Origin of the sequence: Streptomyces sp. NBC_01465 (assembly GCF_036227325.1) — a bacterium.
Classification (GTDB): Bacteria; Actinomycetota; Actinomycetes; order Streptomycetales; family Streptomycetaceae; genus Streptomyces.
Genome location: NZ_CP109467.1, coordinates 6,310,559 through 6,325,966, shown reverse-complemented (window position 1 = coordinate 6,325,966; position 15,408 = coordinate 6,310,559). Strand labels below are relative to the sequence as shown.

The window sequence follows — 15,408 nt, the reverse complement described above, 5'->3', positions numbered from 1 at the left end:
CGTACCCCGGCTGCGACTGCCCATAGGGCCCCGGTGTCCCCGGAATTGGACCGTTTACGGCCATTGCGCCGCGCTCCTCGAGTATTGAACTGTTCCAGCCCTACAGACCCTGATACGGGGGCTGCTGGGGATAGCCCTGCGGGGGCTGCTGGGCGTACGGATGGGGATTCGGCGGAGCCTGCCCCGGCACGTGAGCCGGGTACTGCGGCTGGTGTGGGTAGCCGCCGTAGCCCTGGACGGGCGTGCCACCGCCAGGGCCGCCCGGGCCGCCCGGGCCGCCACGATTGCGGCGACGGATGATGACCGCAACGACGATGCCGATGCCGATGACCACGACAGCCGCGATCCCGCCGACGATGGCGAGCAGGGCCCCCGAGGACGGACTGCTCGACGAGGCAGCCGACTCCTCGGAGTTGCGGTCGGTCGACCTGTCGGTGCCGGGAGCCCCTCCGGACTCCTTGGCCGCCGGCGCCTGCCCGAGCGGTCCTTCCTTGGGCCCTGCGGGGATGCTCATGGTGAGCGCCGAGTACGGGCGCAGGATTCCGTAGCCGAACTTGTCGTCCGGCTTCTTGGTGATCGTGTTGCCGCCGTACGTCGTCGACTTGATGAGCCGGTTGATGACCTGCCCAGCAGTCAGATCGGGGAACTTGGCCCGCACGAGAGCCACTGCAGCCGAAACATAGGCCGTCGAATCGGATGTACCCGATCCCTCTGCGTAACCGCTGGGACTGGAGGTCTTGGCCCCCACGATATTTACACCGGGGGCGGTAATGGTAAGACCATGGCCGTAGTTGGAGTCGTCCCAGACATTCGCCTTGCCGTCAACGGCGCCAACGGAAACCACCCCAGGGAGGGCAGCCGGGTAAGAAATCGAGTCATGCCCGTCATTTCCCGAACCCGCGACTACGACAACATCGTGCGCCTGCGCGTACGCAACCGCTTCAGCGCCATCAGAGCCGGGCCTGGTCCCGCCGCCACCAAAGGACAGATTGATGACCTTGGCGCCATGATCGACTGCGTACCGAACCGCCGGGGCCCAAGTAGCGTCGTGAATATCCTTGCCATTGGACGAAATCCGAAGTGGAAGGATCTTCGCAGCAGGCGCAAGCCCCATCACACCGTCTGCATGGTGGGCGCCGTGGCCATGCCCCGCAATCTCACTGGCCAGGGAGGTTCCGTGGCCATCGAGGTCCCTGTGCGCACTGCCACCGGCACTGAGGAAGTCCTTGCCTGGAAGCACCTGCCCAGTCAGGTCTGGATGACTTCCGTCCACTCCCGTGTCGACCACTGCGACCGTCACGCCTTGGCCTTTGCTCTGGGACCAAACAGATTCGGCGTCGAACGCCTTCAAAATCCACTGCTTGTCCCGGATGTAGTCGGCCGACGCCATCGGAGCCGAAGCGAGGAGCAAGGCTCCCGTCAGGGCCACAACTCCCGTCGCGGCCCAGACTCGCTTGACGCCCATTCCTTACTCCTCAATCAACCACTGAAATGCACTACTGACCCTGGTACGGGGGCTGCTGGGCGTAGGGGGGATTCTGCGGCGCCTGGCCTGGAGCATTGGCCGGGTACTGCGGCTGATTCGGGTAGCCGCCGTAACCCTGTGCAGGGGTGCCGCCGCCGGGGCCGCCCGGGCCACCGCGGTTACGGCGACGGATGATGACCACGACGATAATGGCGATCACCACGACTACTGCGATGCCGGCGACGATCGCGATCGGGCTCACCGACGAAGAGTCGTCCGATGATGAAGAGGACGAGTCCTTCTTGGGAGTATCCGACTTCTCCGGATTCGCTGCGGACTTCGACGCAACGGGCGACTGCGCGAGGGGACCTTCCTTCGGACCAGCCGGGATGTCCATGGTAAGCGCGGAATACGGGCGGATCATCCCGTAGCCAAGCTTCTCGTCAGGCTTCTTCGATACAGCATTGTCGCCGTACGTCGCCGACTTGATCATCCGGTTGATGATCTGCCCGGCCGTCAAATTCGGGAACTTGGCACGCAGCAGAGCGGCTTCAGCCGATACGTAGGCCGTCGAGTCTGAAGTACCCGTAGCTTCCGCATAGCCGTTTGGCTGATTTGGCGCCACGACGATGTTCTTTACGCCCGGAGCAGTCAGAACGAGACCCTTGCCCCAGTTCGAGTCATTACCGACCTTCAATGATTCGTCGACGGCCCCTACGGACACCACCCCGGGGAGGGACGCCGGAAACCCAATGTTATCGATCCCATCGTTTCCGGCACCGGCCACCACAACGACATCATGCTGCTGCGCGTAAGCAATTGCTTCCGCACCCTTGGAAGTTGACGATCCGTTTGAAGCGGCGAAGGAGAGGTTGATCACCTTGGCGCCGGCATCCACCGCGTAGCGGACAGCCGGTGCCCAATTGGTTTCCGGATTGTCATTGTCCGGGGTGGTGACTCGCACTGGCAAGATTTTTGCCTTTGGTGCCAGCCCCATCACTCCATCGGCATTTCCTGCACCATGCCCATGAGCCGCAATGATGCCAGCCATTGACGTGCCGTGGCCGAGCGTGTCCTCGTTAGGATTCCCTGCGCCCGTAAAGTCCTTCCCCGGCAGTACCTGCCCAGTGAGGTCAGGATGGGTTCCGACCACTCCGGAGTCCACAACGGCGACCGTCACGCCCTGCCCTTGCGACACAGTCCAGACCTTCTTGGCGTTGAACGCCGTCAAAGGCCATTGCTTGTCCCTGATGTAGTCCGCCGACGCACTCGTGGCTGAACCAAGGAGCAAGGCTCCCGTCAAGGCCACAACTCCCGTCGTGGGCCAGACTCGTTTGAAACCCATTCCTTGCTCCTCACTCAACTACAACTGGTCACGCCAGCGAGCAGCCCACCCAGCGCTTGCCGGGTGGGCTGCTCGTTCACCTACTGGATGGTGGGCGGTACGATCCGGCCCTGCTCTTCGGAGATCCAGGTCTCCTCGTCCTCGACCAGGTAGTCCGGACGATCGCTGCCCTCGCCCTGGCCCTTCTTGCCCTTGCCGCGGCCAGCAGCGCCGCCCATGCCGCCTGCGCCCGACGCTCCACGCTGCGAGCCGCCGCGGCTGCCGTGCAGACCGGAACCGGCACCTGCGCCGGTCTTGTTGGTGACTCCCTTGGCTGCGCCGACCGCGCCGCCACGGGCCCGGGCAAGTGCCCCTCGGCCACCAGCTCCGGAAGCGCCACCGCGTGCACCCGCACCGGCGCCGCCGCCCATTCCGCCCATTCCACGGCCAGCAGCGGCACCACCTCGGCCCGCACCTGCGGCGCCACCGACGCCGCCGCCACGACCACCGGCACCGGCTGCCATGCCGCCGGCCAGACCGCCTGCACCGGCAACGCCGAAGCCAGAACCGGATCCTCCACCGACGCCGCCACCGCCGAGGCCACCTGTTCCGACACCTCCACCGACGCCACCGCCGCCACTGCCGATGCCGCCACTACCGATTCCGGTGGTGGGTGTCGGCGTGGTGATGCCGTCGACGCTGGTTCCGACTGACGGCGGCGTGTAGCTGCCGATGTCGTGACTACCCGTCGACGGGAGCGTGTGGGCCGGCGGAAGGCTTGAGTCGTGCGGAACCGTCGGGGCGGTCTGAACAGGCTTGACCTGACCCGAACTCCACTTGTCCGTCGTACCCGCCTTCCCCGGCACCTTGGCATTGGAAGTCGGGATGTGGACCGGCGGCGGCACCGTCACCTGGTTGTTCGGCGGGGTGATGGGCTTTTGCTGGTCAATGTTGTCTGTCTTGATGTTCTTCGCGTACGTCTGGTAGTTCGACCCAAGACTCTCCATCACGGAGACGGCCTGCAGCTGCCTCTCCTTGGTGGCCGAGAGCCGGTCCGCGTTCGCCGCAGCCGCAGCCTTCGCGTCGACTCCGTTCGCAAGGTCCTTCTGCATCTGCGTGTCGTCGCGGTCGTAGTCGGAAAGCTTGTCGCCGACCTTGTCCCAGAATCCAGGCTCCTTGATGCTCCGCATCGTCTCCTTGGCCTGGCGCAGGTCGTTCTGGACCGCATCCATCTGCCCTGCTGTCAGGCTGGCGTACGCGGCAGCATTGCGGATGCTGGTGGAAACTTCCTGAGCCTTCCTCTGGAAGGCCTGGGCTGCCTGCCCCTCCCAGTGCTCAAGGACGTTCGAAACTGCCTTGTCCAGCATCCCGGCGACGCTGTCCCCGGCAGACACGCCGTCCACTCGCCCCGTTTTGTCTCCCTCGCCGCCGGAAAGGGTGTGGTGGACCGACTTCCAGTGCTGGCTGATCTCGAGGATCTTGCCCGGATCTGCATCCTCGACCATGCGCTTCAAGCCCTTGATCGAGTACTCCATGAAGTTGGTGTCCAGCCCGGTGGGACGGTCCATTCCACCGTTCGGCTGCTCCTCCAGCTTCTCGTCGTGCTCCTTCTGAAGCCTTTCCTCATTCGCCTTCCGGATCGCCTCTTGCTGCTGAGGCGTCGTGTATCCGTATGCCATTGAACTTCCCCTCCGTCAGTGGCCCTAGCCAGGAATGCGTTTACTCAAGTCCGGGCTTCGTCTTGGGGCCACCGGAGTTGCCCCCCATCTGGGTCTTGTTCGCGTTTTCCTGCTCGCTGTACTTGTCCCTGACCTTCGAGGTGCTCGTGCCGAACTCGTCGATCAGCCCGTGCAGCTTTTTGATCATGGCCTCGATACTGGTCTTCATCTCGCCGTGTGCAGCGTGAAGCTTCGCCGCTTCCTTGAACGACTCGTGCCCCAGAGCCGTCGCCGGGATCTCCGTGTTGTACTTCGCCGTCGTCCCCGCAGTGTCCATCTCGTCGAGCAGTCCCCAGAGCTTCCGGATGACCTCATCCATCGCGCTGAGATCGACCCGCATCCCGCTACCGTCGCCCGCCATAACCCCGTTTCCTCTCCCCTGTTACCTATATGTCTTTGTTGCCAGACGACTACAGCGAACCCGTGCCCGCACCCGCAGCCCGCGTCTGCTTCCGTCGCCAGTCGCGGACCACCACACCGCTGCCGGCCACCGTCAGCACCAGCACCAGCGATCCGCCCATCACGTACATCGCCGTCCGCCGATCGCGTTCGGCTTGGGTCTCGCCCATCGTGACCGACATCGGGACCACCTGGCCCGCCACCACGTCGGGCTTGGGGTCCATGACCGCGTCGTCCGCCGGCTCGGAGTCGTCACCCAGGGCCGCGATCGGGTCCACGACGCCCCAGCCGAGGAACTGGTTCGGGCCGCGGCCCGTGCGCTTGGCTGATTCCTCTATGCGTGTGGTGAGCTGCTTCGCCGTCCAGTCCGGGTGCTTGGACTTCAGCAGGGCTGCCACGCCCGCCACGTACGGGGCCGCGAAGCTCGTGCCGTCGGCCGTGCACTGGCCGCCCTTGGGGACCGTCGAGATCATGCCTACGCCGGGCGCCGCCACGTCCACGAACTTGCCCGACTGCGAGAAGAACGCCCTCTCGTCGTTGCGGTCGGAGGCACCTACCGCGAGGACCCCCTCGTACGACGCCGGATAGGTGGCCAGCTGATTGCCGTCCGCGCCTTCGTTGCCCGCCGCCGCGATGATCAGGGCTCCCGCAGTCACCGCCCGCGCCACTGCTGCCCGCAGTTGCGCATTGTCCTGGCGCTTCACCGTGTCCGAGGAGATGTTGATGATCGAGGCGTGCTTGCTGACCGCGTAATCGATCGCGGCAGACATCGTGCCCGAGTTGCCCTGCTTCTTCGGATCGTCGCTGCCGCTGCCCGTGTACCGGAGCGGCAGGATCTTGGCCTCCGGAGCAAGCCCCGCGAAGCCGCTGCCCTTGGCCGGGCGCGCCGCGATGATGCCCGCGACCCGGGTGCCGTGGCCCTCGAGGTCCACGGTGCCGTCCGTGCTGCCCACGAAGTCCCTGCCGCCGGGGGCCAGCGCCCCGGCCAGCTGATCGTTTCCCTTGTCCACGCCGGTGTCGATCACCGCCACCGTGACACCCGCGCCCTTCGACTCCTCACGGAGCTGGTCGAGGAGGATGCGCTGCAGCGACCACGGCGTGGGCTTGATGTTGCCGCCGCCGAAGACGCATTCGGAGCTGGAGGCCAGGCCGAAGTCAGGTTTGTCGTGCTTGTCGGAGGCGGCGGCGGACGCTGCGGGGACTGCCGCCAGGCAGGCTCCCGTGGCCGCGAGTACGCCAAAGACCCGCTGCAGTGCGCGGGTTCCACTCGTACGGGGCATCAGGACCCCCATGTTCAGGACTCCCAGGGCTTGCGTGAAAGGTGAAGTGCCTACCGACAGACGTGGGTCGACCCGGCAGCAGCGCTGACCGGGTCGACCCACGTCCATGACTTGCTCAGCCCCAGGTGGCGGCGTTGCTCTTCTCCGTCGCCTGGTAGTTGTCGGCCGAGTTCTGCAGCGCGGAAGAGATCTTCAGCAGGGTGGCGTGCAGGTCGGCGGCGGTGGTGTCCCACTGCTGCTGCTTGGCCTGGTAGCCCTGCTGGGCCTCGCCTTCCCAGGTGTTGGCGACGCGCTTGACGGACGCCTCCAGGTCATCGAGCTGCTGCTTGATGCGCTGGGCGGTACCCGAGACGTCCTGCGACGCCTGGGTGATGGTGGCGAAATTGACGAGAATGGGCATCGCCAATGCTCCTTTACAGAAGAAGGAAGTCGGTACGTTCGATGGCAGTGCTGTGAAGAGCGGGCAGATCAGCCGAAGTCGGACATGATCTTGCTGATCTCAGAGTTCTGCTGGTCCTCGGACGCGTTGTAGTTCGTACGCGTCGAGTCCACGGCGTCCTTGATGTCGCCCAGGATGCCGTTCATCTTGCGAGCGTCCTCGTTCCAGCGGTTCTGCAGCTGGTGGTACGAGGTCGCCGCCTCGCCCTTCCATCCGGACGCGATCTGGTCGATCACGCCGTTGAGCCGCGAAATCTCGCCCTGGATCTGACCCCGAACGGTGTCGATCTTCCCCGAGAGGACGCGGAGTTCGTCCTCAGTTACCTGAAACTGGCCGGCCATGGTGCACCTTCCCCCATGCTTCGTTGGTGACCGGGTAGCCGTTGTCAGCCCCCGGAATAAGCTTCACGTCAATGAGCTCTGTGCTCACTCTATCGCCCGTCTGTCACACAGCTATGGGCAGATGCGATCAGTTACAGATTTCACACAGTCACGTGACCGGCTTGCAGTGAACATGCCCAAGTCGTCACGCGGGTAAGGCTGTTGGACCTCACTGACTCTGCGGCTGGGCTGCCGCACCGGTGTCGAGCGTCGGTCCCTTGGGGATGAATTCGGCCCAGGTCGCCGGTACGGGCGCCGAGTCCGTGGTCTTTTCGTACCCCAGTCGTGCCCTCGCCTTGTCCGTCTCCGAGGCGTCCTCGCCAGTGGACGGCGACGTCGTGGTCGACCCGTTCTTCTTCGTGGAGTCGTTGCCCGACGGCAGTGCGTAGCGCAGCCCGGTGTCCGTGAGCAGATACTTCGCGCCACCCCCCTCCGCCGTACCGGACAGCTCCGTGAAGAGCAGCCCCGAGCCCGAGGACACATAGGCGTTGAGTGATTCGGCGGACACGTTCTTCGGGTACGACGATCCGGCCCACGCCGTCAGCAGCGGCTTCTTGGTGGCCGGGTCGGGCGTGCCCTTGTAGACGCTGCACGCGGTGTCGTGCGCCTTCGCCCCCTCCGTCGGCGCCGAGGTGTTCGCCCACTTCGGGCTCAGCTTGGGCCAGCCCTTCCCGGCCTCGAAGACGTCCATCGAGCCGCCGTTGGCCTTGATCAGGTCCGTCGCGCTCACCTTCACGGGGTCCGTGGAGGCGTCCGCGTACAGCTTCGAGGCGTCGGGGAGCCCCCGGAGCAGCTGTGCGACGAACGGCGACACCCTGGCGACGTGGTCCTTCAGGACCACATAGAACTGGGTCCCCGAAGTGTCCTGCGACTGGAGGACCATGCCGACGGTCCGCGCCTTGTCGGGCATGCCCTGCATCGAGGTCTGTTCGCCGAGTCCCGGGATCGTCGGGAACTCGATGTGACCGCCGTCGTTCAGCGAGGCCAGCCACTCCTTGCTGACCCTCTGCGGGTCGGCCGCACCGCCGATGACCGCGGTACGCAGCTGTTCCTGCGTGGTTCCGGGCAGGGTGTTGGGCACGGCCGTCGGGTCGCCCACCAGGAACTTCGAGCCGTTGCTGTCGATGATGTACTGCGCACCGGGGTGCGTGCCGTCCGTCGTGCTGGAGTCGACCACGTACAGGACGTCCGCCGGTCCCAGCGCGCCCTTCTTCTGGTCGGTGACGGCCGAGGCTTCCTTCTCGTTCAGTACGAACACCGCGCGGTCGATGTTGGTGCCCGTCCCGACCGAGGGCCGCTCGCACACCGCCCAGACCTTCGCCTTCTCCGCGTCCCCGGCAGTCGGCAGCCGGTCGGGCGCGTACGGAATGCCGAGCGTCGAGCCGTGCGCGATCCCGCTCTTGTCGATCTCCGAGCCCTTGACCTCCAGGACCTCGCCCTTGCCCTTGTCGAGCAGGAGCTTCGCCGAGGCGTAGTTGAGGACCGGGTGCAGCGTGGGCACCTTCTTGCCGCCCGGGCCCTTGTCCGGGAGCACGACATATCGGGTCGTCGAGTCGGAGTCGACGATGATGTACTTCCCCGGTTCGTCCCAGCCCTTGGGCGCGGAAGGCTTGATCACACCCCAGCCGACGCAGCCCACGACCAGGATCACCCCCACGATCAGACTGGGCATGACCGTCTTGAACGGCCGCGGTGCACCTTCCTCGGAACCGCCCGGCGACGGCGCGAGGAACGCCGCCACTGTGCGCTTGCGAGCGAACGAGTAGGCGCTGAGCTCATCCTTACGCGTTGCCATGTGTGCCGGTTCTCCCCGTTTCGCGACGTACTTAAGGCCTGTGTGAAGCCGAGCAGGCCCCTACTATGCCCTGCCCGCTTGCCCCCGCGGGGGGCCGGGGGTTGTACGGTGACCATTCGCATGCGTCTCTTGCTTCACATCTGCGAGCGACGCAGAGGACCCAGCAGAGGTCGCTGAGAAGGCACCGCTTCGGAAAGGGATGTCCCGGGGGATGACCAGCGCTACCCGCTCTCGACGTGATCGCCGCACACCACGGCAGGCCGCGGCCCCGGTTCCGGCCCCTTCGGCCGTACTGGCCGCGTCGCCGCGCACCTTGCCGAGGCCCGGCGGCATCGGCCCGCTCCGGCTCCAGCAGCTCGTACTCCTCGAGGTCGCCGCCGCTCTCGTGGTCGGCGCCTGGGTCACCGAGAAGTGGCTCGTGGCACCCGCGGTCGTGGTGGCCGCCGTGCTGCTGCTCTTTGCCGTACTGCGGCTGCACCACCGTCCGCTCGTCGAGTGGTACGACACCACGCGCGCCCTCAAGGGCCGTCAGCGCGCGGCCAAACTGCCCGTGCCGCCCGGCACGGAGCCGTGGCTCGCGCCTGCCGTCGAGTGCGATCCGGCGCTGCGTACGTACAACTTCGTGTCCAGGGACGACCGTTCGATCGGAATGATCGGGGACGGGACGTTCCTGACCGCCGTCCTCTTCGTCCAGCCCGGTGACGAGCCGCTGCGCCCGTCCGTCGGCCGGCGTCAACTGCCGCTGGATCTGGTGCAGGAATGCCTGGAGGTCGACGGGATCAAGCTCGCCTCCGCGCAGGTCGTCCAGCACACCCAGCCCGCTCCGGCGCCGCACCTTCCGCCGCAGTCGGTGGCTGCCCGTTCGTACGCGCCCGTGCAGGCCCAGGCCGGTTCCCCGGCGCTGCGGCTGACGTGGGTCGCGCTCAAGCTCGACCCCGAGCTCTGCCCGGAGGCCGTCGAGGCGCGCGGCGACGGTGTGCCCGGTGCGCAGCGTGCGCTGCTGCGCATCGCCGACCAGCTGGCCAGCCGTCTTGCGGGCGCGGGCTTCGAGGCGACGATCCTCGACGAGGCCGAACTCGTGCAGGCGATCGCGACGTCCAGCTGCCTCAACCCGCGGGCCAACGCCCAGCGCGGGCAGAACGGGGGTCCGGCGCAGCGCCGTACCGCCGAGTCCGTACGCAACTGGCGCGTGGACGACCGCTGGCACTCCACGTACTGGATCTCCAAGTGGCCGCAGCTCGGTCAGGGCGGGGTCGCCCTGCCGCAGCTGGTCACGCAGTTCACCTCGATGCCGGTGCTCGCGTCGACCTTCTCGATGACGCTGAGCCGGGCCGGCAACCGCGGTACGTCGCTCACCGGTCACGTCCGGATCACCGGCCGCGGTGAGGACGAACTGACCAATATCCGCCAGGAGTTGGAGCGCACGGCGAACGCCGCCAAGGTCGGCCTGGTCCGACTCGACCGGGAACAGGTTCCCGGAGTGCTCGCCACGCTGCCGCTGGGAGGTACGTACTGATGTCTTACCCCGCCCCCGCCCCCGCTCCCCCCGAGCAGCGCCGCCCCGCGCACGTGGCCGCCCCCGGCGACACCGGACTCATCCCGATCGTCCAGCAGCCGGAGCCCGCCTCCCAGCAGCAACGGCGCATCTTCGCGCCGGGGTTCGGGCTGCGCGGCCCGCGCCGCAACCGCCACGTCGTCTCCCCCGACGAGGTCAACGCGATCTCGCTGCCGATCGGCGACGACGGTGTCGTCATCGGTACGGACACCGAGAACATGCCCGCGGTCCTCGGCCTCGCCCGGCCGACCCGCTTCGACGTCGTGCTCGTCGGCGGCCTGTGGATGTCGCAGGTGCTCGCGCTGCGCGCGGCCGCGACCGGCGCGCGCGTCGCCGTGGAGACCGGCCGTCCGCAGGCGTGGGCGCAGCTCGCGCAGGTGGCGGGCGGCGGTCAGCAGTGCGTCACCGTGTACCCGGTGGGCCAGGTGCCCCCGCAGGGTCCTTCGGTCTCCAGCCCCGTGGTGCTGATCCGCGACTGCGGTGTGCGTCCGCCGCGCGGGCGCGTCTCGTCGCTGCCGTGGCAGGCCGTGGTGACCGTTCTGCCCTTTATCGGGGAGTACGGCCCGCGTTGGCTGTCTCAGGCCCAACTGGTCGGGATTCAGCGGATTTCGCCGCAGGAGACGGTTCTCGTACGGGAGACGCTCGGCATTCCCGCGTCGGATCTGGAAGTGCTGCCGACGCTCTCCGACAATGTGGCGCTCTGGTCGACCCGCAAGCACCGCAAGTACGTGATGACCACGCCCACCGATGCGGAGACCGGCCTGCTCGGGACCGCGCGACGGCTCGACTGACGGGTCGGCCGGCGGCTCCGCTTACGGGCGACCGAGACCGGATCGGGACCGTATCCGGTCCCGGTCTGGCCGGGTGAGTCCGAATTGAGGACAACATCACGTGTCCGCAGTGGCCTGAGAAAGCTTAGGCTCGTCTGGTGATGCGGTGACGTCGTGGATGTGCAGCCCGCGCCCCATCCGCCCGTTACATCACGACGCATGCAGCAGTTGACCAGGAGGCAGTGCAGTGAGCAGGGACCGTTCCGAGTACAGCGGAAGCCCGTCCCCGGACGGCGAAGAGCGCGACATCGACCTCACGGGTGAGTTCGAGATCGATTACGCGCCGCCTGCCTACATGGCCTGGTACGACCAGACGAACGGCGGCGGCGCACAGTCCGGACCTGCGGGTCCGCCGCCGCCCACCGGTGCTCCGCTCGGCCCGCCCGGGGCCGCGCCGCAGGGCCCGCCGGTGACGCCGCCGCCCGCCGCACCGCAGCAGCCGGTGCCTCCGCAGCAGCAGACGCAGGGGGGCTACGGGTATCCGCAGGCACCCCAGCAGCCCGTGCCACCTCAGCAGGACACACAGGGTGGTTACGGCTACCCGCAGCAGGCGCAGCAGCAGCCCGTGCCGCCCCAGCAGCAGACGCAGGGCGGTTACGGGTATCCGCAGCAGACGCCGCTGTACCAGCCGCAGCAGTCCCAGCAGTTCCAGGTTCCTCCCCAGGAGCCGCAGCAGGCCGCGCCCCAACAGCCCGCCCCCCAGGCCCCGCAGCAGCAGAGTGCGCCCGCCGCAGGGCAGCTCTCGCCTCCCGGCTTCCCCGTCCTTCGGGCCGTCGACGCGGAGAGCGAGCCCGCTCCTGCGCCCGCCCCCGAGCCGGAGCCCGAGCCCGTCGCGCCCGAGCCCGAGCCACACGTGGTGGTGAACTTCGCCGCCGCCGACGCCGAGGCCGCAGCCCTCTTCGGCGACCCGGAGCCCGAGCCCGAGCCCGAGCAGGCCGAGGAGGAGCCGGAGCCCGAGCAGGCCCAGGCCCCCGAGCCCGCGCCGGAACCGGAGGCCGTTCCGGACCCCGAGCCCGCGCCCGAGCCCGAAGTCACCCAGCCTCCCGCGGCCGCCGCGCCCTCCCCGGAGACCGGTTCCGTCGTCCTGCCCGAGCCCGCGCCGGCCCCGGCCCCCGAGTCCGCCGCGATCCCGCCGCAGGCCGCCCCCTACCCGCCGCAGGCCCAGCCGCAGCCGCAGGCGGCGCAGCTGCCGCCGCTGCCGGAGGGGTACCAGCCGGTGCAGCCCGCGCCAGGCCCCGGCCAGCCGCTGCCCCCGCAGGCCCAGCCCGCGCCCGTACAGCAGCAGCCCCAACAGCCCGCCGCCCAGGGCGGGTTCGGCCCCGCGCAGCCGATGCCGCAGGCGCAGCAGCAGCCTCCGCAGCAGGGCGGTTACGGCTATCCGCAGCAGGGCCAGCCGATGCCGCAGCAGCCCGAGCCCGGGTACGGCTACCCGCAGCAGCCCGGCCAGCCGCAGCCTCAGCAGCCGATGCAGCCCCAGGCCGCTCCCCCGCAGCAGCCGATGCAGCAGCAGCCGCAGCCGGGTTACGGCTACCCGCAGCAGGCCCCCCAGGAGCCCCAGCCCGGATACGGCTACCCGCAGCAGCAGATGCCCCCGCAGGCCCAGCAGCAGCCCGCGCCCCAGCAACAGCAGCAGCCTCCGCAGCAGCAGCCCGTACAGCCTCAGGCGCCTCAGGCGCCTCAGGCACCCCAGCCCCAGCAGGGCTGGTCCGCACCCACGGGCCCTCAGCCCGGTGGCCCCGGCCAGCAGCCCACGGGCATGCCGGCCGGTGCGCCCCTCGGCTACAACGCGGCGGTCGAGCTCTCCTCCGACCGGCTTCTGCGCAACCAGCCCAAGAGCCGTAAGAACAACACCGGTCCCTCCCGCTTCAAGCTCGGCGCGAAGAAGGAAGAGGAGGAGCGCCAGCGCAAGCTGCAGCTCATCCGCACCCCGGTGATGTCCTGCTACCGCATCGCGGTGATCAGCCTCAAGGGCGGCGTCGGCAAGACCACGACGACGATCTCCCTCGGCGCGACCCTCGCCTCCGAGCGCCAGGACAAGATCCTCGCGATCGACGCCAACCCGGACGCCGGTACGCTCGGCCGCCGCGTACGGCGCGAGACCGGTGCGACCATCCGTGACCTGGTCCAGGCGATCCCGCAGCTCAACAGCTACATGGACATCCGCCGCTTCACCTCGCAGGCCCCGTCAGGGCTGGAGATCATCGCCAACGACGTGGACCCGGCGGTCTCCACGACCTTCAACGACCAGGACTACCGCAGTGCGCTGGAGGTCCTCGGCCGCCAGTACCCGATCATCCTCACCGACTCGGGCACGGGTCTCCTCTACAGCGCGATGCGCGGAGTCCTCGACCTCGCCGACCAGTTGATCATCATCTCGACCCCGTCGGTCGACGGTGCGAGCTCCGCATCGACCACGCTCGACTGGCTCTCCGCGCACGGCTTCGCGGACCTCGTCCAGCGGTCGATCACCGTCATCTCGGGTGTCCGCGAGACCGGCAAGATGATCAAGGTGGACGACATCGTCGCTCACTTCGAGACCCGCTGCCGCGCGGTCGTCGTGGTCCCCTTCGACGAGCACCTCGCGGCCGGCGCCGAGGTCGACCTCAACATGATGCGGCCCAAGACCCGCGAGGCGTACTTCAACCTCTCGGCGCTCGTCGCCGAGGACATCTCCCGCGTCCAGCAGGGCCAGGGCTGGGGCGGCCAGCAGCAACAGCAGCCGCAGCAGGGTTACGCACCTCAGCAGCAGCCCCCGCAGGGCCAGCAGCCGTACGCCCAGCCCCAGCAGGGCCAGGGCTGGGGAGCCCCGCCCCCGCAGCAGCAGCCGCCGCAGCAGCAGCCCGGTTACCCGCAGCAGCAGCCCCAGCCGGGCCAGGACTGGCAGCAGCAACAGCCGCCCGCGGGACCGCCGTCGGGCTGGACGCAGTAAACAGCGGAACCTCACGAAAGGGGCCGGCACCCTCACGGTGCCGGCCCCTTCGCCGTCCCCATACTTGGAATGTCCATGACCGATTCCAAGTCCGCCGTTGAACCGCCCTTGAACCCCTGTTGACCCTCCCCTGCCACGCTGTCATGAGGGCTATCACGGGGGATTGCTGTGGCGATCGAGCTGCCAGGGGAAGTCGTTTCGTTCCTTCAGTTCATCGGCGTGAACTGGCCGACGGTGAACGAGGACAAGGTCCGTGAATTCGCCGGGCACGTACGGGAGTTCGCGACGAAGCTCGAGGAGACGCACTCGGACTCCACGGCGACGGTGAAGCAGCTGGCCGATGTGTACCAGGGGGCGTCGTACGAGGCGCTCCTCGCGAAGTGGGCGCAGCTCTCCGACGGCCATATGACCGAGATGATCCAGGCGTGCCACGTCGTGGCGACCGCCCTCGACATCGGCGCCGACGTGATCGTGGCGATGAAGGTCGAGGTCATCGCGGAACTCGTCGTCCTCGCCGCCACGTTCGTGGCCGACCAGGCGGCGGCGGTGGCGACACTCGGCCTGGCCGAGGCGGCCGTGGCGCTGATCATCGAAGCGGCGGAGAAGCTGGTGGACTTCCTGGTCCAGCAGCTGGAGCAGTACGTCATCGGGCAGATCATCGAGGCCGCCATCGACCCCCTGATCGAGGTGGTGGGCCGGGCGGTGAGCGGTCTGATGTTCCAGGCCGCGGAGTCGGCGCTCGGGGTGTCGGCCGACGGAGCCCAGGGCGGGACCGGCTTCGAGATCCACCCCGAAGTACTGCAGGAGCGCGCGGAGTTGATGCACGGCCACGCCGAGAAGGTGGCCGGCCACGCCGAGATGTTCCGTACGAGCATCGCAGGGGTCAGCTTCGAATGAGCGAGGGGATGGGCAAGGGGCTGGGCAAGGGGGTCCGGCGCGAACACCGCACCGGACGGACCCCTTCCCCATGACCCCGTACGGCTACGTGAGGTCGAACTCCCCGTCGCGCGCCCCCAGTACGAAGGCCGTCCACTCGCCCTCCGTGAACCGCAGCACCGTGTCCGGGTCCGCCGAGCTGCGCATCGCGACCGCCCCGCCCTCCAGATAGGCGATCTCGACCTTCTCCTCCTCGGGGCCGCCGGGTGCGCTGACCCACTCGGCACCGCTGATGTCCATGGCGTACAGCTCAGCCTTTTCCTGCTCGGTCGCCACCGCGCTCACTCCGTTCCGCTTGCCCTTGACGCTCTTCGAGGACTGTAGCGCCCAGCCCCCGGCCGACCGGCGTCAGTTCCTC

Annotated in this window: 13 protein-coding genes; 4 read left to right on the top strand and 9 right to left on the bottom strand. The window is 68.1% G+C overall.

Annotated features, from left to right (window positions below):
- Window positions 1-100: 100 nt before the first annotated feature.
- From mycP (OG707_RS29870) to eccB, 8 genes are all read right to left on the bottom strand, one after another.
- Window positions 101-1,390, bottom strand: coding sequence for a type VII secretion-associated serine protease mycosin (gene mycP / locus OG707_RS29870; protein ID WP_329128049.1), 1,290 nt, complete (start codon window positions 1,388-1,390; stop codon window positions 101-103).
- A 106-nt stretch (window positions 1,391-1,496) separates the two neighbouring features.
- Window positions 1,497-2,810 carry a type VII secretion-associated serine protease mycosin gene (gene mycP, locus OG707_RS29865; RefSeq protein ID WP_329123728.1) on the bottom strand — a complete coding sequence of 438 codons (1,314 nt, stop codon included), beginning with the start codon at window positions 2,808-2,810 and terminating at the stop codon, window positions 1,497-1,499.
- 80 nt (window positions 2,811-2,890) lie between these two features.
- Window positions 2,891-4,468 (bottom strand): WXG100 family type VII secretion target, encoded by a 1,578-nt coding sequence (locus OG707_RS29860; protein WP_329123726.1) that lies wholly within the window; start codon window positions 4,466-4,468, stop codon window positions 2,891-2,893.
- A gap of 40 nt (window positions 4,469-4,508) precedes the next feature.
- The gene (locus tag OG707_RS29855; RefSeq protein WP_329123724.1) at window positions 4,509-4,868 is read right to left on the bottom strand and encodes a hypothetical protein; all 360 of its coding nucleotides are present in this window, start codon (window positions 4,866-4,868) and stop codon (window positions 4,509-4,511) included.
- A gap of 49 nt (window positions 4,869-4,917) precedes the next feature.
- Window positions 4,918-6,186 carry a type VII secretion-associated serine protease mycosin gene (gene mycP, locus OG707_RS29850; RefSeq protein WP_329123722.1) on the bottom strand — a complete coding sequence of 423 codons (1,269 nt, stop codon included), beginning with the start codon at window positions 6,184-6,186 and terminating at the stop codon, window positions 4,918-4,920.
- A gap of 115 nt (window positions 6,187-6,301) precedes the next feature.
- On the bottom strand, window positions 6,302-6,592 hold the full coding sequence (locus OG707_RS29845) for a WXG100 family type VII secretion target (RefSeq protein WP_329123720.1): 291 nt from the start codon (window positions 6,590-6,592) through the stop codon (window positions 6,302-6,304).
- A gap of 62 nt (window positions 6,593-6,654) precedes the next feature.
- Window positions 6,655-6,966 carry a WXG100 family type VII secretion target gene (locus tag OG707_RS29840; RefSeq protein ID WP_206960714.1) on the bottom strand — a complete coding sequence of 104 codons (312 nt, stop codon included), beginning with the start codon at window positions 6,964-6,966 and terminating at the stop codon, window positions 6,655-6,657.
- 208 nt (window positions 6,967-7,174) lie between these two features.
- Complete coding sequence (gene eccB / locus OG707_RS29835; protein ID WP_329123717.1) at window positions 7,175-8,800, bottom strand: type VII secretion protein EccB; 1,626 nt, start codon at window positions 8,798-8,800, stop codon at window positions 7,175-7,177.
- A 211-nt stretch (window positions 8,801-9,011) separates the two neighbouring features.
- Here eccB and eccE point away from each other — a divergent pair, with 211 nt between their 5' ends.
- From eccE to OG707_RS29815, 4 genes are all read left to right on the top strand, one after another.
- The gene (gene eccE, locus OG707_RS29830) at window positions 9,012-10,316 is read left to right on the top strand and encodes a type VII secretion protein EccE (RefSeq protein WP_329123715.1); all 1,305 of its coding nucleotides are present in this window, start codon (window positions 9,012-9,014) and stop codon (window positions 10,314-10,316) included.
- Window positions 10,316-11,146 (top strand): hypothetical protein, encoded by an 831-nt coding sequence (locus tag OG707_RS29825; RefSeq protein WP_329123713.1) that lies wholly within the window; start codon window positions 10,316-10,318, stop codon window positions 11,144-11,146. Before eccE ends, OG707_RS29825 begins: the two co-directional genes overlap by 1 nt.
- Before the next feature lie 226 nt (window positions 11,147-11,372).
- On the top strand, window positions 11,373-14,114 hold the full coding sequence (locus OG707_RS29820; RefSeq protein WP_329123711.1) for an SCO5717 family growth-regulating ATPase: 2,742 nt from the start codon (window positions 11,373-11,375) through the stop codon (window positions 14,112-14,114).
- 219 nt (window positions 14,115-14,333) lie between these two features.
- Entirely contained in the window at window positions 14,334-15,011 is a 678-nt protein-coding gene (locus tag OG707_RS29815) for a WXG100-like domain-containing protein (RefSeq protein ID WP_329123709.1), read from the top strand.
- Window positions 15,012-15,095: 84 nt separating this feature from the next.
- Here OG707_RS29815 and OG707_RS29810 read toward each other — a convergent pair whose 3' ends face one another.
- A complete protein-coding gene (locus OG707_RS29810) occupies window positions 15,096-15,326 on the bottom strand; it encodes a DUF397 domain-containing protein (protein WP_329123707.1) in 231 nt (76 codons plus the stop codon).
- Window positions 15,327-15,408: the final 82 nt, after the last annotated feature.